The organism is Marinicellulosiphila megalodicopiae (assembly GCF_045862395.1).
Taxonomy (GTDB): Bacteria; Pseudomonadota; Gammaproteobacteria; order Pseudomonadales; family Natronospirillaceae; genus Marinicellulosiphila; species Marinicellulosiphila megalodicopiae.
This window is the reverse complement of record NZ_AP023087.1, coordinates 249,398-272,267: the sequence shown is the minus strand read 5'-3', so window position 1 is coordinate 272,267 and position 22,870 is coordinate 249,398. Positions and strand designations below refer to the sequence as shown.

The 22,870-nt window shown below is 35.7% G+C and carries 22 protein-coding genes; 13 read left to right on the top strand and 9 right to left on the bottom strand.

The features are described from left to right. Nucleotides 1–49: 49 nt before the first annotated feature. From TYM08_RS01130 to TYM08_RS01095, 8 genes are all read left to right on the top strand, one after another. Complete coding sequence (locus TYM08_RS01130; protein ID WP_422381138.1) at nucleotides 50–220, top strand: hypothetical protein; 171 nt, start codon at nucleotides 50–52, stop codon at nucleotides 218–220. 12 nt (nucleotides 221–232) lie between these two features. Further along, entirely contained in the window at nucleotides 233–904 is a 672-nt protein-coding gene (gene pspA / locus TYM08_RS01125; RefSeq protein WP_422381137.1) for a phage shock protein PspA, read from the top strand. Nucleotides 905–913: 9 nt separating this feature from the next. Further along, complete coding sequence (gene pspB, locus TYM08_RS01120) at nucleotides 914–1,168, top strand: envelope stress response membrane protein PspB (protein ID WP_422381136.1); 255 nt, start codon at nucleotides 914–916, stop codon at nucleotides 1,166–1,168. Beyond that, nucleotides 1,158–1,679, top strand: a complete 522-nt coding sequence (locus tag TYM08_RS01115) for a PspC domain-containing protein (RefSeq protein ID WP_422381135.1) — start codon at nucleotides 1,158–1,160, stop codon at nucleotides 1,677–1,679. The genes pspB and TYM08_RS01115 overlap by 11 nt, the downstream gene beginning before the upstream one ends. 95 nt (nucleotides 1,680–1,774) lie before the next feature. Next, on the top strand, nucleotides 1,775–2,629 hold the full coding sequence (locus TYM08_RS01110; protein ID WP_422381134.1) for a hypothetical protein: 855 nt from the start codon (nucleotides 1,775–1,777) through the stop codon (nucleotides 2,627–2,629). A gap of 147 nt (nucleotides 2,630–2,776) precedes the next feature. Then, on the top strand, nucleotides 2,777–3,772 hold the full coding sequence (locus TYM08_RS01105; protein WP_422381133.1) for a hypothetical protein: 996 nt from the start codon (nucleotides 2,777–2,779) through the stop codon (nucleotides 3,770–3,772). 100 nt (nucleotides 3,773–3,872) lie between these two features. Further along, a complete protein-coding gene (locus TYM08_RS01100; RefSeq protein WP_422381132.1) occupies nucleotides 3,873–4,121 on the top strand; it encodes a hypothetical protein in 249 nt (82 codons plus the stop codon). A 10-nt stretch (nucleotides 4,122–4,131) separates the two neighbouring features. Next, entirely contained in the window at nucleotides 4,132–5,106 is a 975-nt protein-coding gene (locus TYM08_RS01095) for a Tll0287-like domain-containing protein (protein WP_422381131.1), read from the top strand. A 17-nt stretch (nucleotides 5,107–5,123) separates the two neighbouring features. Here TYM08_RS01095 and TYM08_RS01090 read toward each other — a convergent pair whose 3' ends face one another. The 6 genes from TYM08_RS01090 to TYM08_RS01065 form a co-directional block, all read right to left on the bottom strand. After that, nucleotides 5,124–6,629, bottom strand: coding sequence for a YifB family Mg chelatase-like AAA ATPase (locus TYM08_RS01090; protein ID WP_422381130.1), 1,506 nt, complete (start codon nucleotides 6,627–6,629; stop codon nucleotides 5,124–5,126). Nucleotides 6,630–6,769: 140 nt separating this feature from the next. Continuing rightward, nucleotides 6,770–7,507, bottom strand: a complete 738-nt coding sequence (locus TYM08_RS01085; protein WP_422381129.1) for a flagellin — start codon at nucleotides 7,505–7,507, stop codon at nucleotides 6,770–6,772. A 397-nt stretch (nucleotides 7,508–7,904) separates the two neighbouring features. Then, nucleotides 7,905–9,047, bottom strand: a complete 1,143-nt coding sequence (locus tag TYM08_RS01080) for a hypothetical protein (protein ID WP_422381128.1) — start codon at nucleotides 9,045–9,047, stop codon at nucleotides 7,905–7,907. A gap of 205 nt (nucleotides 9,048–9,252) precedes the next feature. Beyond that, a complete protein-coding gene (locus TYM08_RS01075) occupies nucleotides 9,253–9,690 on the bottom strand; it encodes a regulatory protein RecX (protein ID WP_422381127.1) in 438 nt (145 codons plus the stop codon). A 146-nt stretch (nucleotides 9,691–9,836) separates the two neighbouring features. After that, entirely contained in the window at nucleotides 9,837–10,949 is a 1,113-nt protein-coding gene (recA, locus tag TYM08_RS01070; protein ID WP_422381126.1) for a recombinase RecA, read from the bottom strand. Nucleotides 10,950–11,025: 76 nt separating this feature from the next. Then, the gene (locus TYM08_RS01065; RefSeq protein WP_422381125.1) at nucleotides 11,026–11,511 is read right to left on the bottom strand and encodes a CinA family protein; all 486 of its coding nucleotides are present in this window, start codon (nucleotides 11,509–11,511) and stop codon (nucleotides 11,026–11,028) included. 130 nt (nucleotides 11,512–11,641) lie between these two features. On the opposite strand from TYM08_RS01065, the gene fdxA reads away from it, so the two are divergent. Continuing rightward, nucleotides 11,642–11,965, top strand: a complete 324-nt coding sequence (gene fdxA, locus TYM08_RS01060; RefSeq protein WP_422381124.1) for a ferredoxin FdxA — start codon at nucleotides 11,642–11,644, stop codon at nucleotides 11,963–11,965. A 794-nt stretch (nucleotides 11,966–12,759) separates the two neighbouring features. On the opposite strand, the gene TYM08_RS01055 is transcribed toward fdxA, so the two are convergent. After that, the gene (locus TYM08_RS01055; RefSeq protein WP_422381123.1) at nucleotides 12,760–13,557 is read right to left on the bottom strand and encodes a hypothetical protein; all 798 of its coding nucleotides are present in this window, start codon (nucleotides 13,555–13,557) and stop codon (nucleotides 12,760–12,762) included. A 639-nt stretch (nucleotides 13,558–14,196) separates the two neighbouring features. On the opposite strand from TYM08_RS01055, the gene TYM08_RS01050 reads away from it, so the two are divergent. Continuing rightward, nucleotides 14,197–17,460, top strand: coding sequence for an FG-GAP-like repeat-containing protein (locus tag TYM08_RS01050; RefSeq protein ID WP_422381122.1), 3,264 nt, complete (start codon nucleotides 14,197–14,199; stop codon nucleotides 17,458–17,460). 436 nt (nucleotides 17,461–17,896) lie between these two features. Then, nucleotides 17,897–18,928: a Fic family protein gene (locus tag TYM08_RS01045; RefSeq protein ID WP_422381121.1), complete on the top strand. Its 1,032-nt coding sequence runs from the start codon at nucleotides 17,897–17,899 to the stop codon at nucleotides 18,926–18,928. A 272-nt stretch (nucleotides 18,929–19,200) separates the two neighbouring features. Here the strand turns inward: TYM08_RS01045 and TYM08_RS01040 are convergent, their stop codons facing one another. Both TYM08_RS01040 and TYM08_RS01035 read right to left on the bottom strand, forming a co-directional pair. Next, complete coding sequence (locus tag TYM08_RS01040; RefSeq protein WP_422381120.1) at nucleotides 19,201–20,769, bottom strand: PKD domain-containing protein; 1,569 nt, start codon at nucleotides 20,767–20,769, stop codon at nucleotides 19,201–19,203. 120 nt (nucleotides 20,770–20,889) lie between these two features. Then, nucleotides 20,890–21,711: a DNA/RNA non-specific endonuclease gene (locus TYM08_RS01035; protein WP_422381119.1), complete on the bottom strand. Its 822-nt coding sequence runs from the start codon at nucleotides 21,709–21,711 to the stop codon at nucleotides 20,890–20,892. Between the two features lie 336 nt (nucleotides 21,712–22,047). Here TYM08_RS01035 and TYM08_RS01030 point away from each other — a divergent pair, with 336 nt between their 5' ends. Continuing rightward, nucleotides 22,048–22,341, top strand: coding sequence for a hypothetical protein (locus tag TYM08_RS01030; RefSeq protein WP_422381118.1), 294 nt, complete (start codon nucleotides 22,048–22,050; stop codon nucleotides 22,339–22,341). A gap of 1 nt (nucleotide 22,342) precedes the next feature. After that, on the top strand, nucleotides 22,343–22,852 hold the full coding sequence (locus tag TYM08_RS01025; RefSeq protein WP_422382800.1) for a GNAT family N-acetyltransferase: 510 nt from the start codon (nucleotides 22,343–22,345) through the stop codon (nucleotides 22,850–22,852). Nucleotides 22,853–22,870 lie beyond the last annotated feature (18 nt).

The following is a 22,870-nucleotide window of genomic DNA, read 5'->3' as shown; positions in this document are numbered from 1 at the left end:
CAGCATTCGCTATATAGAAAATATAATTTATTAACTAAGAGAGTTCGTCATGGATAACAAACCCAACCTTTTCACAAGCATCATGTTCACCATTGTGGGTGTAGTGATTGCTTTATGGGCATTTGGCCTTATTGCGATGATCGGCACGATTGCTGGATTCGTTTTCGTTATTGTCATGGTTAAACAGGCATTACATAAATTTTTTAACGTCGCTCGATAGGAGTATTAGAATATGGGTATTTTTTCTCGCTTAACAGACATTGTAAATTCCAATCTAACCGCTTTACTTGATAAGGCAGAAGATCCAAAAAAGATGATTCGCTTGATCATTCAAGAAATGGAAGAAACATTAATTGAAGTCAGATCATCATCAGCTAAAGTGATTGCTGATAAAAAAACAGCATCGCGTCGCTTAATTCGCCTACAAGATGAAGCGGCGCAATGGGGCGAAAAAGCAAAATTAGCAATTAGCAAAAATCGTGAAGATTTAGCCCGTGGCGCGTTAGCTGAAAAACAAGCTTTGCTTGATGAGGTTGCTATCAGTCAAGCAGACTTTGACAATTTAGATGAGCACTTAGCGCATTTAACTGATGAAATTGATCAGCTTCAATTAAAAATCAATGACGCAAGAGCCAAACAAAAAACACTTCAAATGCGCCATAAAACAGTGGAAAATCGTGTTAAAGTAAAACGACAATCACATAAAAATGCTGTAAATAATGCATTTGATAAACTGGATCGTTTTGAGCGTCGCATTGACCAACTTGAAGGTGAGCTAGAATCTTATGACATCAACAGTGACTCTGATTTGTCTTCACAATTTGAAGATCTTGAAAAAGATGAAAAAATAAACAGTGAACTGGAAGCATTAAAGCAACAGTTACAATCTGAAAAAGAAAAATAAGGTTATCCTATGAGCTGGCAAATATTTGTATTAGCAATCATTTTTATGGTTGTCGTGGTTCCAACAATTCTTGGCACCTATTACACCCATAAAAATAAATTGATATCTGGCATTGATGAAGATGATCGTTTACGTATGGATGAAGTGCTGGAATCAGTCGATGATTTATTAGATAGAATAGAAACGCTCGAAAGTATTTTAGATGACTCTCATAAAAATTGGAGAGCACAAAAAGAACACCGAGGAGACTCTGATGCATCATAGACATAAACGCACTCATCATGAGAATAAATGCAATAATTTTAAGAATGCCAATGACATCAAACGAGAATATTCTCAGCACAAAAAAAATTCTATGAGTGGATATGGCATCAATTTATACCGGAACAAAAAGAATAAAATTATCGCTGGGGTCTGTTCAGGCATAGGCGATCATTTCGGTATTGATCATAGTGTCATGCGTGTTTTATTTGTTATCGCTTTATTTTTTACTGGTTTTTTCCCAGCAGTTTGTGGTTACATTTTAGCCTGTATGCTTATTTCACCAAGGCCACAAGAAGACGACACACCTTATGACGTTAAAGTTGAATATGATGAAAGCATTCGAGATTATCGACCTAAAACCGTATTCAGTAAAAAAGAAAGTTCAAAAGTAAGAATTGATCGCACTCGACTTAGAATTAAAAAAGCCAAACGCCGCATCGAAGAAATGGAGCGATATGTGACGTCTAATAAATTTAAGATGGAGCAAGAATTTTCTAATTTAGAAAAATAATTATAAAACCCTGTTATTTATACAAAAACACAGGGTTTTCTTTTTACTTAACAAAAAACAATATAAACTTTCAACCTCAACTTTGAGGACTAACAATGAAACTTTCATTTTTCATCTTTTCACTTCTTATATTTACAAACTTATATGCCCAAGAACCAAATTACGAAAACCCATTCTTAGATAAACCAGCCATGTTAGGCCTTGACTTTGTAGTTCTACCGTCCTATAACGATCCAAACCTAGCTAAAACATTCCTAGAAAACAGCTCTAATTTTGAGGATCATTTCAATGACATTAGATATTTCGCACACTACATAAGTAGCATTAATGCATATCATAAAAACTATACCAAACAACAACTAGAAATTTTGTTCGCCAGACTTTTTGAATCATTCAAAATCATTCCATTAAATGAGAATATAAAAACAATAAACCAACGAACTGAACAAATATTTTCACTTACTACTAGAGTGTTAATAATTGCTATTAATAATAAATTAATTACCGAGCAAGGTGTCTTGGAAATAATAGACATAAGAGAGAGAAATGGATTAGGAGAAAACGATCAAACATCCAAAAGATTTAATACATTTAAATTAAATCTACTCAAAGACATCCATACCAGTAAAGATTTATCGACTTCAATATCAACTGATAAAGAGAAGACTGACTGGCTTGATATGAATACAAGTGATAGAGCAGAAGCTATTCGCCGATTAAAAGAAACATTGATTCATAACCAATGGTTAATCACTAATTTGGACAAGAAATTTAATAAAACAATTAAGGCTGCAATGCTAAATAGACTTGGTGATTTTTCTAAAACATTTCCTGAAAATAAAGACGTCATGCTAAATTTTATCAAGCAGAATCAACGACCAAGCTATATTAAAATAGGAAGAAAACACTTCGGCTACGATGAAGTCGACTCAATTCTGGAAGATCAGTAATAAATAAAAAAAAGCCAAGTAGTTCTCTTTTTCAAACAAAACTTGGCGTTTCTACCCATCCATGAGTAACTCAATTTAACCTTTTTAAAATCTCAATCTTGTATAATTTGATCACAAACAACTTCCAACGGTCACCGGTCGATCAATATGCGTATATTATTATTTTGTATTATTTTTACTTTTACACTTCCAAGCTGTCTTGAAATTGTCGATGACTTAAATGATTCTGACAAAGATGGATATCTGGATAGTGCTGATGCGTTTCCTAATAACTCAGATGAATGGCTTGATACAGACTTGGATGGTATCGGCAATAATGCTGACGCAGACGACGATAATGATGGTGTAATTGATGAAGAAGATGCGTTTGCATTAGATGACACCGAATGGTCGGATTTTGATGGCGATTTGATTGGTGATAATTCAGACGAAGATATCGATAATGATGGCATTTTAAACTGGGAAGATAAATATGTTTACTTCTCCTCCCAAAAAAATCCATGTTCAGCACCAGAAGGCTTACTGTTAACCGATATTGAAAGTACGGTCGATTGGATAAATGCCATGCCTAAACCAGTAACACTTGCCTGCTTTTTAGAATCCCTTACTAGACCTTTAAAAATAAACGCCACCAGAAACGGAATAAGTGCTCAACCTGCAATAGGGGCGCGTAGCCCTAGAATATTTATCAATATTTATAATACTCAATTATTACTTTCTGCGGTTCCAGACCAAGATAGGGACCCAGCTTTGGCTGTGGAAGATGAGCAGCATCCACTTGAACTAAGTTTGTTAACATCTGACACACGATCAATTAAGGCAGAAATTTTATTCCCAGTAACTCAAGAAATAAATTATGGAACCCCATATGATCACATTCGATTAACAAGTGGCGGTTCAGCCTGCAGGACCTGTCATGCCCAAGAAACATCGATTGGGTTTTTTGATGATATTGAATACTTCGAATCGCAAGCGTTAAAACCTTACCCTGAAGCAAGCGTGAGTTTATCTAACCTTAAAATTGAGAATTCGACCTGCATTATTGAAGACGAACCATTTCGATGCTCAATATTTTCATCTATACTCAATCACGGAAGCGTATTTTGGTACAATTTCCCTAACGCAATGGATGAATTTAGATAGATATTGCTTATTAACTCAAGTAATTTCCCATTTAATTTTGGCAGTATGAACAAAACTGGTACAATCCAGTTTTAGTTTTTCCTTATTTTTTGGTTTTTATATGGCGCCACAGCAAATTTTACCGATTGTTAAACAATTGAAACAAAAAATTGATACCTCATTTATCAATTATATGGGACCTGCTGGCGAGCAAATCTGCGCCGAACAATGGGAACTACTCACAACTCGTGGTAAAATACGCCCTTCAAGCTTGTTCTCCTATTCAACAATGCTGTCATCTCAACTCACAAATAAATCTCAAATCAAAGCATTCAATAATGATGTGAATGCAATTTTGAAATTTAGCTAGGGACCCTATAATGCTAAATAATATTTCCTTTCGAATTCGCTTTATTTTCGTACTTTTAATTATGCTTCTTTTAAATGGATTTGCATATTTTTCAATATTTAAAGATGTATATGAAGAAGAGTTACGTACTCAAGCCCGTATTGTTGTTAATAATGTTGAGTCATTTAGCGCTTGGGTAAACTCTAATGGTGGTGTATGGGTAACCAATGATCGATCATATTTAGGTCATCGCAGCCTATTAGATGCAACTACACAAGAACCTGTGGAAATGTATTCTAAGAATCCGGCTCTTGCTACTCGTGAATATTCCGAGCAAATTGCTCAATCTAATTCTCCTGCAACCTTCAGAATGACATCTGAAAACTACATGAACCCTAAAAACAAGCCAGATTCATTCGAGTCTGAGGCCATAATTTCAATTTCTTCACAAAATGCAGATTCTGAGCCAGAATATTTTAAAATGGTTAATGGTAAATACCGTTATGCCAAACCTGTTTATCACAAAGCAGGCTGCATTCGCTGCCATGGCCGGCCTGAAGACGCTCCAGCATCTGTTATTAACTTTCCAAATCGACATGACGGGTTTGGCTTTCAAACAGGGGATTTGGCAGGCGTAATCAGTGTTGAGCTTCAAACTGAATCATTTTCAACACGCTTGGTGAGTGTTTTACGTGACTCAATTTTTGAAATATCACTTGTTGTTTTATCTTTTTGCTTGGTGCTTTGGTTTGTTTGGATGCTGATTTTAAAACCAATTAATAGCCTTGCTAAAGTGGCTGATGCCGTTTCAAAAGGGCAGCCTTCTGAATTAAACTCTAATCACATGAATGACGATTCTAAAAACGAAGTTTACAAATTAACCATTGCATTATCTCGCTTAAAAAATAGCTATGAATACACGGCGGATAAATATTCAAATTTAAAAACTATTTTTGACAAAGCCAAACTTAGAAAACAAGAGCGCAAGAACAAAGAAAACAAATAGCACTTAAATAGTCACAATTAACTAATATTCGCCAGCAATTGTTCTAGCTGGCGATACCCCAGCGCTTCGCTTAAGCAAGCGCTATCAATTTTCTCTAACTCCTTCATATCCGCTACTGTTCTAGCCACCTTTAATATTCGATGGTACGAACGTGCTGATAATTTCATTTGCTTCATAGCCTGACTCATTAACAGCTTTTGATCTGCCTCTAATATACAAAATTTCTCTATCTCTTTGTTTGATAATTTAGCGTTCGATTTTTGCTGTCTTTGATACTGCCTCTGCCTTGCTTGTTGTGTGCGTAACATCACGTCTGCACTGCTTTCACTTATCTCGCTTGAGCTTAGGATCTCATTTGGTAACGCAGGTACTTCTACGTGCATATCAATTCGGTCTAAAAAAGGCCCTGATAACTTGGCTAAATACCGTTTGATTTGATCTGGGTGATATCGTTTTGTTCTTGAGTCACTTGCACCATAACCGCCTGGCGTTGGATTCATCGCCGCGATTAATTGAAACTGAGCCGGGAACACCATTTGTTTAGCCGCTCTTGAAATTAAAACCGAACCCGACTCTAAGGGCTCCCTTAATACATCAAGGACTTGGCGACTGAATTCAGGTAATTCATCTAAAAACAACACCCCATTATGGGCTAGGGTGATCTCGCCAGGTTTTGGATAAGAACCGCCTCCCACTAGCGCCACAGCAGATGAGGTATGGTGCGGCGCCCTAAACGGCCTCGATTGCCAATTCAATGGCAAGCCCACAATAGATTGAATAGCAGCAATCTCTAAGGCCTCCTCCTCTGTAGGTGGCGGCAAAATAGATGCTAAGCGATTTGATAATAATGTTTTACCTGTACCTGGCGGACCAAAATACAGAAGATTATGCGCTCCCGCCGCTGCTACTTCTAAAGCGCGCTTTGCTCCGAATTGCCCTTTCACATCGCTTAGGCATAATGATTTTGAAATAGGATCTTTTGAGTAGTCGTGCTGATATTGATCTAATTTTGTATGTCCAGTTAAGTGTGCACAGACTGCTAATAAACTTTTTGCTGCGTATACTGTTGCTTGTTTGGGTAAGCTTGCTTCTTGGGCGTTTTCTACTGGTAAAATCAGTTGGCGATTATCTTTTTGACTGGCGATGGATGCGGTTAGCCCACCTAAAATGCAACGAATATCACCAGTTAAAGCAAGTTCACCTAAAAATTCATATTCATTCAAAGCGTCTTTTGGAATCTGCTCACTTGCTGCCAAAATTCCGATTGCTATGGCCAAATCAAAGCGCCCCCCTTCTTTTGGTAAATCTGCAGGGGCCAAATTCACTGTAATTCTTCCATCTGGAAATTCGAAATGTGAATTCATAATCGCACTTCGCACTCGGTCTTTACTTTCTTTAACCGCTGCCTCTGGTAATCCAACAATACTCATTGATGGCAATCCATTAGATAGATGCACCTCAACGGTAACTATAGGCGCCTGTACCCCAACTTTTGCACGCGAATGCACAACACTAAGTGACATGCCTTATTTCCTTAAGCATTAATTAAGAGTTAAAAATAGACGGCTTTTAAGTAGAATTCAAATAGGATGTTTAATTTACTGATTTTAATACTGAGTTACCCGTTATGAATATAATGATATGAGTAAAGCTGAGCAGAGATTTAGCGAGGCATTAATAGGTTTAATGCAGTATTTTGGTTCATTTTGATTGATTGAATGGCAATGCCAATATCTTCTTTAAGATTACTTTGACTAAGCGCCGACACTTCTTGTGCTATGTCGGCATCTTTGATTCTGGACACGCTTGATTGATGAGAGATAGCACTGTCTGAAAATTGATTAATCTGTGACTGTAATCCGTTACTGACCGCACCACTTTGGCTTTGTAATTCAGAAATACCCTGCATACTTTCGTCAATTTCTTCTAAAGTGCTATTTACATTTAATGAACCCGTTGAAGCACCCACCCCTTCAAATGAGTTTTTATCTATATTAAAACCATCTTTTAATAACGACTTTCCATTAAATTGTGTACTTTCTTTGATTTGGTTAATGGTTTCTAACACAGCTTGTTTTTGCGCACCTAACGCTTCTTGATCTTTTTCATTTAATGCGCCATTTCCTGACTGCACAGTCAGCTCTCGAAATTGTTGCATTTGCTCTTGAATTTGACTCAATCCACCACTTTGAACTTGCAACATAGAAACTGAGTTACCAGCGTTTTCAGCCTTTTGCGATAATGCACTTGCCTGAGTAGATAACGAAGTCGTCACACCGATTTGAGCTGCTTTTTCGGGATTGCCAGTCACACGATCACCCGAGCTGATAGCACGTATCGGCTGCAGTGGGTTGATCTGTGATTGGTTCATAATCACATTTGAGTGTAAGGCTAAGCTCATAAATTTAATCTGAATTGGTGTTTAAATTAAGTGTAGACGAGTTTTTTTGGCTTGCTGGTTTTGAAACATTTCTTTACAAATTTTAAATCCATAAATAGTACTTTTTTTAATAAGTCCGATTCAATTAAACTCGCTATTGGTGTGTCTGTTTTATGACAGTCACTTGCTTTATAAGTGCGTAAAAAGAAGGATTATTTTTTTGTAAAAAATTGTAATTCAAACAGCTTTGTTGATTAAAAAAATGAGAATCGAAATTAGCTTAGTGTTTGATAATAAAATGATGCGCTTATTACAATAAACAGACAACCAATATCACAAGCAAACACCCAAAATTAACATGCCGTGTTTTTTTGTTAACAATAAATATAAAAGACAGTGATAAAACTTATAGGCTTGATCAAACCTCTTTTGATACTTGAATATAAGAGTTAATCGCATTAATGAATTGATTTGACGCAATAGTTGATTGTTCATAATTAAAATTACGGGCTTCGTTATTTATTATTTTATTTGTATTTTTAGTCCAACCTTGATCGATACTAACTTCTTGGAATATTTGATCATCTTCTTTTAGCCAGTCCATTGTTCCCGTTAACATATCGGATGAGGGGGATTCAATAAATGAAGACTCGCGCAATAAGCTTTTATATTTATGTTCAGAACCTTCGAGAAGTCCTCCATTTTTAGATAAATATTCACCATATTGTTTTGATAATTCAATCCCTTGTTTCATCATTTCAATTCCTTCTTTCCCCTCTTCTTTAAATTGCACACCAGTCAATAAATTCTGCTCACTTTCATCAATTCTTTGCTGAGATATGGCGTAGGTTGCGGATTTTATTTCAGCCAATAACGATGTGTATTTCGTCCCAAGCTCTTCACTAATTTCTAAACCATCAATCGCCATACTCGCTTTTTCAAATTTATGATGTGTATCTAAAATACTATACCAATCGGCTTGTTGATTGGTTGCCCCTGAAATCGCACCTTCAAATGCAACTTTTAAAGTAAGACTGTCTTGTTTAGATAATTCAGATTCTGTTTGTGTGGATAATTGTTCAAGATCGTCGATTAAATTGCCTCTTAACGGAATATCATAACCCGCGCTCTTTGCAGATTGATGATAGGGTGTAATTTTGCCAGTCATTAGCACTTCTACTTTTTCATCATTTTCGACGATTCCAAAATCAATCCCTTTTTGAGCTTCAATTGATACTGCTAAACCACTTAAATTCAATTGCGAGCTAGCACTGGGCGTTCTTATAACATCAATAAAGTCCCTTTCGAACAACTCACTACCTACATCCTCCATTGCATTTGCAAAATTTTCACGCTCACTTGAATTTAAGGTATGCGCATGTGATTGAAGGTTAAAAAGAAACTGTGCTTTTGAAGATATATTTGAACTAACACCTTCTTTTGTAGACGTCAGCTTATCAATATCTTCAAACACACTGCCATCAAACGCGTTAATATCCGGGGGTATCTTTTTATTATTAAGCTGAGTTGACTCATAACTCATACTGGTGTTGATATTCATATTTTATAGCCACTATATATATCATCCATATCGGCTGTTACTTATTTTACTTTAATGATTTGAATTGAGTGATCGATTTACATTACAAATATTTACAAGAGCTTGTAGCGATTATCACTTTGATGATTTAAGGCTGTAAACAAAGATAAGATCACTAATTTGGCTTGTATTATTGATTATTATTGGAAGGCGTTTTATCTAACATTTACCTACCCAAAACCTCATCAATCAGCCCATAACCAAATCCCTTCCCTACCAAATATCTTTTCCTTTTTTGCATGTCTTTAAAATCAACGGCCGGCGTTTCGCCGTATTTTTTATTGATTAATGCTTCCAGCACATTGAACCAATTTACTTCAGATTCATAAAATGCATTTTCAATTTGATCGCCACTCACGCCTGCTTGTTTTAGGGAATGTTTGATCCACTGCTCGCCTTTTAACTGGTTACTGTGGTATCGAATCATGGATTCGCAAAAGCGTTCATCGCTTTGTAATTTGTGTGTCTGGAGTTTTTCGATGCATCTTAAAATTTCAGCGTCGTCGACTTCACGCGCTATTAACTTTTGACGAATTTGATGAACTGAGTGTTCACGGTTGCCCAATAAGTATAAGCAATAATTGTAAGGGGAGAGTTTTGCCATAAGTAAAAAGAACTGCCATGCCAGCAAGACTGGCAGCTCGTAAAGGGTTAGGTTTCTCTAATTTGTTAAGAGACGCCTTTTAATTAAGTATTTACAAACCACTTAGCATGAGAAGGCTAAGCGGTTAATTGTTTGCGGACTTTAAATTATTCAGCAGGCGTGCTTTTTTTAGCAGGTTTAGCAGGTTTGGAGTCTTTAGGCGTTGCCGCCGCTTCGATTCTTGCTGCTTTGTCTGCTTCTTCTGCCACTTTTGCCGCTTCCAAGACTTCTTTGCTTGGCATGTAATGAGCTCGAATTTGATCTTCGATCTCTTTAGCCATTTCAGGACGGTCTTCAATGTATTTCGCAGCGTTTGCTTTACCTTGACCGATCTTGTCACCTTTGTAGCTGTACCATGCGCCAGCTTTATCGATCAACTCAAGTTTCACACCTAAATCAATTACCTCTCCCATATGGTAAATACCTTCACCATAAATAATTTGGAATTCTGCTTGTTTAAATGGAGGAGATACTTTGTTTTTCACTACCTTCACTCGGGTTTCGTTACCCACTACTTCGTCACCATTTTTGATTTGGCCAGTACGACGAATATCTAAACGTACCGATGCGTAGAATTTTAAGGCATTGCCGCCTGAAGTTGTTTCTGGGCTGCCGAACATTACACCAATTTTCATACGGATTTGGTTAATGAAAATCACTAAACAGTTAGAGCTTTTCACGTTACCTGTCATTTTACGTAATGCTTGAGACATTAAACGCGCTTGCAAACCAACGTGATGATCGCCCATATCGCCTTCAATTTCAGCTTTAGGTGTTAACGCGGCAACCGAGTCAATAATCAAAACATCGACCGCGTTTGAACGTACTAACATGTCTGCAATCTCTAATGCTTGCTCACCAGTGTCTGGCTGTGAAATTAAAAGATCTGAAACGTTAACGCCTAATTTTTCAGCATACGACGGATCTAATGCATGCTCCGCATCAACGAAGGCACAGGTGCCGCCTGCTTTTTGGCATTCTGCAATGACTTGCAATGTTAATGTGGTTTTACCTGAAGATTCAGGGCCATAAATTTCAACGATACGCCCTTTAGGTAAGCCACCTATGCCTAATGCAATGTCTAATCCTAACGAACCTGTTGAAATTGCTGGAATAGGAGCGCGATCTTCGTCACCTAGGCGCATCACTGAGCCTTTACCGAATTGGCGTTCAATTTGAGAAAGTGCGGCAGCTAATGCCTTATCGCGATTCGCGTCCATAGTTTAGTCCTGTTTAAATAATTAATTTACTGTATGTATAATCAGTATTATTGTGTGTGATTGTTCAGGTTGCAAGTTATTTTTTAATTATTTTTATCAATCCTTTAAGAGCCTGCATTACTGCTTGCTCTCGAACGGCATTGCGATCACCTTCAAACAAAAAACACTCTGCTTTTGCTTGATTATGTTTCGCCCATGCAATCCAAACGGTGCCAACGGGTTTATCAATACTGCCGCCTTCTGGTCCAGCAATGCCTGTTAAAGCCACACTAAAATCTGAACCCGTTACCCTATTCGCTCCTTGTGCCATTTGCAATGCCACTGGCTCACTTACTGCGCCAAATGTGTCTAAATTCTCAGCGCTGACCTTTAATATATTTTGTTTACACTGATTTGCATAACTGACAACGCCACCTAAAAACCAACTCGACACGCCACTTTTTTCAGTAATATTGCTCGAAACCAGTCCACCAGTACAAGATTCTGCCGTACTTATAGTAATATTTTTCAATTCACAAATTTGATGGAGCTCATCAACAAGTGCATAAACAGTGGCTTTCATAGGATTTTCTCACTTTTTTTACAAATTGCATGGATAAATAACCATTTATTCTATCAGTTCTACTTGAGACTCGGGCTTAAGGTCAATAAAATACCCCCTTTTTTATAATGTAACATTGAGGAATTGCCACATGGCCTTTGTAGTTTTAGATAATTGCATCAAATGTAAGTACACTGACTGCGTTGAAGTATGTCCTGTTGATTGCTTTTACGAAGGACCAAATTTTTTGGTTATTCACCCAGACGAATGTATCGATTGCGCACTTTGTGAACCAGAGTGTCCAGCGGGCGCAATTTTGTCAGAAGACGAGTTAAGCGAAGATCAGCAAATATTTGTTGAATTAAACGCAGAATTAGCCGAAGTATGGCCAAACATCACTGAGCAAAAAGATCCGTTACCAGATGCGGCTGACTGGGATGGTGTTGAGAACAAGATTGAACATTTAGAGAAGTAATTTCTTTATATAATAAAAAACCCAAATTAACGTAAGTTAACTTGGGTTTTTTATTGCCTGCTGTTTAAGCTCAATGAAACGACACTAAAGCAAAACCACACTTTAAAGCGTCTCTCTTTGAGCAAATGCAGCACATCAACAGTAAAATACCAACGAGAGAAACACTGCACTAAGTGCTTAATGAGCTCCCCACTTAAGCCGTCATTCCAAAACAGATCAATAGCCTCGACCACGCCATCACCGAAGAATCAAATCATTCAAAACCAATGCAGACTGATAAACACTCCAAAGTCGCACCAGTGGCGATCGTGTCGTAAATCGTTTAAGTAAATTAAGCTATTTTGGATTGGTGTATGAATTAAGTTTGGTGCTTGGTGCTTGGTGCTTGGTGCTTGGTGCTTGGTGCTTGGTGCTTGGTGCTTATAAGTGTAGGTCATGCCTTGACGCGCCAACTAACTTCGTTTGGATAATATTAATAATTTTGTGCGTGTCCAATTAATCATTGCTGTGATATTCGATTCCCGTCATCTTCAACAGCTTTACCGTTGGAGATCCAGCGGCGTGGCTATGCTGTGTGTCATACACAACTTAGACATACAAGATAATCAAATTCTAACCAAGTAAAAACTTAAAACTGCATATCAATATAATATTTTTTCAAATTCATGGATTTTACCCTAGAACACCAAGGTAATAATTAGAATAACTAGAAAAAGGCGATTTTTAAATCGAGTGAGTGCCTATCACTATTGATATCGCATGTTCGTTCACACAATAAAGCTTATAGAATATATTTATTTACCAAAATAAAACAAGCTATTCGAATATCCTAATGTCCGTGTTCGCTTAAAGTCTTTCATTTTTGATACAAGGCTCATGGTCGTGCCGACTATTCCTTTAAAACTGGATTCGAAATTTTGAGTAATGTACAACCATTGATCTTGTTCAATATTCAGTCTCTGCAAAATATTTGGTAATGCTTGATCAATGTTTCCGCGTTTGTTTTTTCTAACTTGCCTTCCTGTCCAATCCACTAATTCCAAATAATTGGTTAACGTAAATGGAATGCCTTTTGGCATATTTTCTCTGGGTTTTCCTGCAAAATTTAAAAGTGAATTTTCTTGCTGGTCCAATCTATTGGGGACTTTTGATTGTTTTGCTTTTTCTGCTCGTTTTTTAATACTGGTGTGATTTGATTTTTCAGGTATCTCGGCCATTTTCGCACGAATCGGATTTAAATCCACGTAGGCCATACAAGCCAATAGCGCTTTTTCATCTAATAATGCCTGTGATTTAAAACGGCCTTCCCAAAATTTCCCCGTACATTTATCTTCAGCATTCGCCATTCTTGCAAGGGGTTCGTTGATGTTTTTGACAAACCAACCTAAGTCCAACAAGCGTTCGCGCCATTCATTAATTTTTATGGTTACGGCATCTAATTCGACTTTTGAAAGATTTTCGCCATTGGCAAATTTTTGTGTGAGCATCGTGCCTTTGTAGAGTTGATGCCAGCGATGAGCAATTTCAAGATCCGTCAGCTGTTTTGATTCTTCTTGGTCTATGAACACAACCAAATGAAAATGATTTGACATAAGGGCATAAGACGCTATCTTTATATTAAAGATCTTTGGCAGTTCTTGTAGTCGATTTTCAATCCATTCTTGCCTGTGTGAATAATCCTTTTTTGTAATCGCATCTTTCCCTAAGATGAAACAACGCCTACAGCATCGGCTTACTATGTGATAATAAGGCGTCGCTTCTAGTGATACTAAACTCTTTCTAGCTATTGGCATATTTAACTCACTTTGATCATTTCTATATTTTGAGATTAGGTCAAAGCGGTTAAATTGCCATTTTTTATTTGTGTAGTTTTGTATTTACAGTGTGTGTCTTGATAGGTCCTTTGTGTGTGTCTTGATAGGTCCTTTGATATGTGTCTTGATAGGTCCTTTGATAGGTCCTATGCTGTGGTCGATGAATGTTTCCTTTTGATTCGAGAAGTATTGTGAAGCAAGCGACTTCCCCCCCTTAACATTCTATTGGTTGATTGGCTGTTGGTTCTTGTTTTTGTGGTTATATAGCCAAGATGTTAGACTTGACCATTGGATTTTGAATTAACCTATCTAGAAGAAAAATTAAGATATATCAGGTTATGAATATATTTGAAAGCAAGTGACATCAATGCTGAGTTCAAAAAAATAATATGTAAGTTTCTTGGAGAGTAAAGGTAAATGAAAATTTTAAAATTAAGTTATATTTGTATAGCTTTCATATTTTTATCAAATTGTGCGGGCGAACCATTATTGTTTAAATTTGCATCAATCAATGATGTAATCCCGAATGCTTATGTCTATTCAGATGAAGTTAAAGTATTTAATATTTCTGATGACTCTGAAATAGAAATTGAAAATGGCGAGTATAGTATTAATGGGTCTGAGTTTACCTCTAATAAAGGCTTAATTGATAATGATGATATTTTGCAATTAAGACAAATTTCACAATTAGAAGGTGAGACAGTTACAAAATTCAATGTAGATAAAGATTATGGGGAATTTAAAACAAATGTAATTGAAAACTACATTAATAGTAGGCCTACAATAAATTATATTGAATGGAATAATTCAATAAGCAGATATGATAGAAGTGAATATGATTTTAAAAAAATATCGAATACAGCTGATAATATTATCTATAGGAATATTTTGGATATTGATCAAGATAATGATAAAGACATACTTGTTGCTTCAAAAGATGATCATACAATTGCTTGGTATTCAAATGATGGAAATGAAGAATATCAATTTAATATAATTGATCAAAGAGCGTATGACGTTAGAGATATTGATATAGCTGACTTGGATAACGATGGAGATTTAGATGTTGTTTCGGCTTTATCAAAAGAAAATTCAGTTTATTGGTATGAAAATATAGGTAATGAAAAATTTTCAAAACATATATTGAGTGATATGGAGATTGACGTTTTTGAAATAGAAATTATAGATATTGATAGCGATGGTGATAATGATGTTGTATCAGTTTCAAATATCAATTCAGAAGTAGTACTTTTTGAAAATAAAGGTGAAAAAAATTATGAACGAAAAGTGATTTTAGATAGTAATTCAATTGCGTCGATATTTTTTAAAGATATCGATCAAGATAATGATGAAGATTTAATTTACATTCAAGAATATGGAAATTTCATTTATATATTTGAAAACATTGGTAATGGAGAGTTTAAAGAAAAAAAATTAGAAAATGATACTACTATTTTGGAGGTTCGATTATCAGATCTAGATAATGATGATGATCTGGATATTGTATTTATTTCAAATAATGCAGCATCACGGTTTCCAAAAATAAGTTGGATGGAAAATATAGATAAATTACAGTTTAATAATAAATTATTACTTGCAGAAATAAATATTGTGGAAAAATATTTATTAGAAGTAGTTGATATAGATGGTGATAACGATAAGGATATTATGCTAAATAGTTATTTTCTAGAAAACTTAGGAGAGGAAATATACACCCGTTCTGTATGTACGATATGTTTGGAAGGTACAAATTATACATATTTCGGCAATGATCCGGATGGTTATGTGCGTTTCTTATCTGGCTCAATAGGATTTAAAAATTTAAATTATTACGACAGAAAAAATTATATTTTTGAAGGTGAAACAAAATTACCCTTTGAAGGTGCTTCAGATGAAAACATATTGAATTACCAAGTTCAAAAAGGAATGCATTCTGATTTATTTAAAATTGATACTCTTACAGGAAGTATAGAATTTAAAGAAAGTGTTGAATATTACGAAAATGAAATTAATAAATATTTCATTACAGTGTTAGTTGATGATGGATTTATATTAACAAAAGTTCGCCTTCTTATTATTGTGATACCAAATGATGAAGATGATGATAATGACGGTGTTATCGATTTAATTGATGCATTCCCAAATAATGCATCGTATAAGTATGATGGGAATAATAATGGAATAGGCGATAGATCAGAAGATGATTTAGATAATGATGGAGTTAATAACTACAATGATAATGCTCCATATGATAGTGATTCCAACCAAGTGCCTAAATGGATAAATGAATCCATTGAAAATATCCCTTTAGTAGTAGCCGAAGAAACTGGTGAAGTAATTAAATTTGAAGTGTTGGATTTTGATTTTGATGGCGACGAAGATATAGTTGCAATATCCGCTTATAGAGTTGACATAGTTGATAATTCATTATCTTTTTTAAATAATTCTATTACATTATATGAGAATATCGATAATAAATTTTTTGAAGAAAATGTTATCGACAGTGAAATAGGAATTGTTCTATCGATTGATATTATTGATTTAGATAAAGACGGTGATTTAGATGTATTGTCAGTTTCCCCACAGCATAATTCAATATTTTGGTATGAAAATATTGGTAATAATAATTTTTCAAAAAATATAGTTTTAGAGGGTATAAAAGATCCATTAACCGTTATTTCTGTTGACTTTGATAATGATGAAGATATTGATATTTTAACCGCTTCATACTCTCAAGATGAATTAATTTTATTGTCAAATATGGGAAATCAAAATTTTGAAAAAACAGTAATTAACTCTTCTATTCCTTTTGTTCGAACGCTAGGTGTTGGTGATTTAGATGGTGATGGGGATCAAGATGTAATAACAGCTTCATATAATGAAGAAAAACGAGATCGAACTAGAACTGGTGTAATACATTGGTTTGAAAACGTTGAGTCTGGTGAATACATAAGGCATGGAATATCATTTATAAGTGATTTTTCAAGAGTGCATAAAATTATAACAGAAGATATCAATAATGATGGACAATTAGATATTAAATTAAAACATAATGGTAATGTAAATCTTTCGATAATCAATAAAGGGGGGAAACCTTTTGCTTTTTCACAAACAAACTTATCGTTTGGAGAAGATAATGGATATGAGATAAATGATGTGGATATTGACGGAGATCTAGATTTTGATAGATTTTATTTTGAAGGTTGGGGAGAAAATTTAAATCATTATAAAAAAATGTATTTTAATCACGTATTTGATTCAACAAATTCAATTAGAGAGTATTGGTTATATTACGGAGAAGATTATGAGTATTGGGCTTTACCATATCAAGCTAATGGTGAAACTAATATTTTTACAACACTTGCTGAAGAACGAACAATATTAAGTCATGACTTAATTCAATCAAAATATCAAATTACAGAAAGTGAAATTCATATTGGAGTCGAGCAAGCAATAGACGAAGATGGTAATACTTTGACGTATAATATGGTGGGCGGATCAGACCATGAATTGATTAATATCAATTCAGAGACTGGTGAATTATCTTTTAAATCGGCACCTTCATATTCAAACCCAGAAGACCTTAATGAAGACAATAATTATATTTTCACGATTTCTGTTAGTGATGGGTATTCATCCATCACTCGAAGAGTGAGTGTTGACGTTCTGGAATCTTTATAACAAAGAAAACATTAAAATAAAATGTGGATTTTAAAGGGCTGATTTAAAAAAATCGGCCTTTTTTTGCAGAACTGTCAGGGTCGCCCCTTACATTTGACATGAAAAATAAACAAATCTTGGGGTCAGGCCTTAAACACAAATCTTGGGGTCAGGCCTTAACACAAATCTTGGGGTCAGGCCTTTAGTTTGACATAGACACCCAAAAAACCTGATTAGTTTTGTCGTAGCAAGCAAACGACCTACATAAAAGATTTCTAGGTAAACCATTCGGATCAAATCTAGACTCCACACCTCACTGACTCCTTTGACACACAATAAGAATAAGCACAATCCAATCACACAATATCAATTGTCACTCCTACATTCTTCCTCAGCCTACCCCTAATCTACCCAATCATTTACAATACATTTTCTATTAACATTTGAATGTTTTTCCATGAGTCATTATCAGCCACCATTTTCCATTACCAGCAAAATCATTGACCTGATCGCTAATATCAGCGAACACATTGGTCGATTGTCTGTGATTGATGAAGAAAAAAATCTGAAGTTAAGACGCATAAATCGAATCCGTACGATTCAAGGCTCGCTTGCCATTGAAGGCAACACTTTAAGCGAAGAACAGATTACTGCGATTTTAGACGGTAAACGCGTCATAGCCCCGCCTAAAGATGTGCAAGAGGCGCGTAATGCTATTAAAGCGTATGAGGCATTTGAAACTTGGGCACCTTCATCCAATGACGATTTTTTAAAAGCTCATCAGATCTTAATGTCTGGGCTAATTGATGACGCAGGGTTGTATCGTAGCGGTAATGTTGGAGTGATGAATGGCAAAACCATAGTACATATGGCGCCACCTGCTGGTCGTGTTAATCAGTTAATGTCTGAATTGTTTCACTGGATTGAGTCTACAGATCATCATCCTTTGATTACTAGTTGTGTATTTCATTATGAGTTTATATTCAGGACGAATGGTATGTCGAGTTGGCAGGGATGCCAGAAATCGACGGAGTTTATTCATCCTTTCGCTGATGGCAATGGGCGAATGGGTCGTTTATGGCAAACATTGATATTAAATAAATGGAACCCTATTTTTGCTCAACTACCAGTAGAAAGCATGATCCATGAACGCCAAGCTGATTATTATCAGGCCATAAACCTTAGCACTCAAGGTACTGATAGCGCGCCTTTTATTGAATTTATGCTAACTGTGATTTTACAAACCATATTGGAGGTTGCTCCCACCGACCAAGTAAGCGACCAAGTAAGCGACCAAGTAAAAAAGCTTATTAATTCGATGACTAATCAGTGGGTATCCGCTGATCAGCTGATTAAAAATCTTGGACTAAGCCATAAACCGACTTTTAGAAAAAATTATCTAAAACCCGCCTTGGAAGCTAAATTAGTAGAAATGCAAAACCCAAATAGCCCGACCAGCCCAAAACAAAAATATCGACTAGCAACATAAAATCACCCTGACATTACTTCGACGTCAAATTTAAAACCGGCTATTGGCTAGATGAACAGGATCAAATCTTGACTTCAGACCGCACGACCTGAACACTTATAAGCTGAATAGTTTGTCGCAGCAAAGCTTCCATAATTGAAGTGCCCTATTTTGAAAAATAGCGAAACGTCTAATTCTAAAGGCTGCTAAAAAATAGTTTTAATAAATTGATCAATAAAAAAGCCCGTTATGATCTAAATCGTAACGGGCTTTTTTTATTATTACATTAAACTTTATGGCGACACTACAATCACTTGTTCGATCACCGCTTCATGTAATGATCGATTATCTTTGAGGTTAATTTTTACAAAATAACGACCAGGTTCAGAATACGGGTAATCAAATCGTAAATCATTTAAACCAAAGGATAACACCTCATCGCCGTTTCCAGGGTCGAATGTTATGTCAAAAGCGTAGTTTGGATTTTCGTTAACAATATCCAATTCAATGTGTGCTGGTATGTCAGGCAAAGGTCCATAATCAATATCATTATTCAGATTAAAATCATTAGATAGCTCAACTTCGTCCACTACTGCTATTGAAGTCCCTTGAGATAAATCGATTACAATATCACCACTTATCTGCGTACCCCCATAAAAATTTAATCCAGACTCAGTAGAGCAATTAAAGATATATGGAGGAATATTTCGATCGTATGAAATAGGTACATAATCTAAATCCAAATTAATCAAACCAATAATATTAATAGGTGAGTCAATTTCAGAATCTGGATAAATAACGCTTGGAGATCTGACATATTGTAATTGATCATCCACAATATAATTAACTGGCAGTTCAAACGTGACTAATTGTTCTGCACTTTGATAGTTTAAATCAATGTCGATTCTAAATAACACATCAAAATTTAATTCAAATTCATAATTGATTAATTCGTTTGTCACTATATTGGTTGCCGATAACGTTAAGGTGTAATCACCTTTGTTTTCATAAGTGTGAATAAAATTCAATGTTTCGTAACTGTGACCGTCACCTGTATTCCATAAAAACTGATAATTTTCATGCTCACTTGCATCTAAATTAATTAACGATTTCACATTCATGTAATACGTTGAAAGACTGGCGTCTAATTCAAAAATTTTATTATGCTCAGGCTTGAAGGTAAATGTGTCTTCAGCGGTGTTGCCAAATTGATCGGTAATTTTAAATTGCACTTCAATATTTCTTTGGCAACTATCTGATGGAGCAGGCTTAGTAACCGACCAGTCTGTAGAAATAACTTCGTCATTGTATGTCCAAGTCACTTCAAAGGTCTCATTTTCTAATTCTGGAAAGGCATTTAATAAATCTTGTGATACGCCTTCTCTAGAAATGACAAGCTTTTGATTTGATGATGTCGCACGATTCATTAAATCGATTTCGGACTTATTGGGAATTTGAAAAAGAGTGAGTCCAACTCCTATGCCTAAATCTCCATAAAAATTCAATCCGCCCTGTGGCGAATTATTTTGTACAATCGAATTACTAAATTCAGGAATATCTTGTTCGGTGAAAACAGGCTCTGTTTCGCTGGACTCTTGATCAACAGTCAATTGAGTTTCGGTGTTTGAATCAGTATTTGAATCAGTATTATCTTGTGTTGAAACCAAATCCCCTACCGTTACTTCAGCAGCAACATCAGTCTGAGTGTTCACCTGATTATCTATTTGGGTCTGGGTCTGTTCAAGTATCGCCTTATTTGACTCGTCAAATTGAGAAGAAGAATCGGCTTCTAAACTTGTCAATTCCTGACAAGACATTAAACCTAAGCCTATCAAAGCGCTAATGAGTAACTTTTTATCCATGGCGTCATCTCTAATAATTATGTTTGTAATCTGCTTATTATACTGAAAATACCCAGCAGGAGTAACTTAATAGCTGAAGGCTTAAATAGTGGGCATTCCAAAACCAAACTTGCAAATCCTTTAATCTGAAGGCAATTCACATACCGGACTCACTTTAGACTCTAATTGATTTTCAAGATCCTCAGGAATATTCACACCAAAATCTAATCCAGTAAGCACCTCTATAAAATCAACCGAGCGCAAATATTGTTGAGCTTTTGAAAAATCAAAATCATCATGAGGCGCAATAAACCCAAGGGCGCTGGCGTTTAAATCATTAAATTCATAGATCACTTTATAAAACCCTGTTGGCACTGGAAGGTTAGAACCGCCAATACTGTCCAGCGAGCCTTCAAAATAAGGCCCTGTAAACACAAATACACGCTGTCCATCTTGATAGTTATCCACACAATTTCGCACATAGGTTTCTAAATCCCGCCAGCCAAATTGATTAAAATCCATTTTTTGTGGAGAAATATTTGAAAGGTAAAAGGTTTCAGACATAGAAAAATCGGTATGGTCCAACGTCGCATTAGGGGCTAAATGTCCACGTTGGAAACCAGAATTACTGTAATCAGCAAGCGTTGCGCGATATTCTTGGGGGATTAATAACTCTTCTTTAAAACTGTCTTCCCGCACATTTACCACTCGCACCATTTCAGGTTGTAACGCATACCCCACCCACGCGGCTTGTTTACTGTGATATTCATAACCAATATTAAAACTTGAATATTCTAAGAGTTGATCGGTATTTTGTGCGGGCACACCAAATTCGTCAAGGGTAACGGGATTAAAATCGCTTTGAATCGGGTTAGTCCTTTGTGGGATATGATCTGAGTCTGCTTGGTAGTCGTTGCAGCTACTGATGATTAATGAGAAATATATGATAATGCGTTTATTCATTTATTTTGTTTTTTTGATAGTTATATTGATTGTAGGACAGTTTTACAAGAAGTTAGAATGGACTGATTGAATATGGCTCGGTATAGTTTTAATAAAACTATCATCATAAATATACTTTTCTCTTTCCAATAATAGAATAACTTACTAGGCAATAGAATTATGAATACTTGCGAATTAACCCTTGGAATACCCGAAATCATTTCTATTTTGGCATTAGTAATAGCCATAATTTCAGTTTCTTTTGCAAGATTCTCTTGGCTAGAAACTTGAAGATCTAATGAAATTTCACTATCGATACATAGAAAAGATATTTACGATGCATTTTTCGAATTAAAAATGCATATGACAATGAAAGGAGAATACGCTGAAAGCAACGAAGTTTCAAAATTCTATTATCAATCTCGAAATGCTAAAGTATTCCTCCCAAAAAAATTGGCCTCAAAAATTACCAGCTATTTTCAAACGTGCTCAGAAATCGCGCATCTTCGCCAAAAATGCGATGAAAATACAAATAACGAACAGTTAGGTAAATTTGATCATTTAATTGAAATAGAAAGCAAACTATCCCCTCAAATAGATAGCGAATTAATGGATTTATTAATAAGCATCAACTACTTAAACGAAAACTAAAATAAACATTCGCCCGTGCAAACCTGATGACGCAACTGCGATAAGTGACATCTACAACCACTACATCAAAAACACAGTGATTACGTTTGAAGAAGAGTGGGTGGATCACAAGATAATGGAAGATAGAATTAAGACATACACAAAAACCCATCCGTGGTTAGTATTAGAAAACGAGTTAGGTGAAGTTGCGGGTTATGCCTACGCCGCTAAATGGCAGCCTCGCTCTGCTTATAAACAGACCTGTGAAATCACTGTGTATTTAGACAAAGATCAATCAGGTTATGGCTACGGATCTGCATTATACAAAGCACTACTGCCTTTATTAAAAACCTCTGGTTTTCATACAGTTGTGGCGGGAATTGCTCTACCGAATGAGGCGAGCGTTAAATTACAAGAATCTTTTGGATTTAAAAAAGTGACCCACTTTCAACAGGTGGGTCGTAAGTTTGATCGATGGATTGATGTGGGACACTGGCAACTTTTATTAAATGATATTTCATTCGAGCAGTAAAAATTACCGCTCAATTTC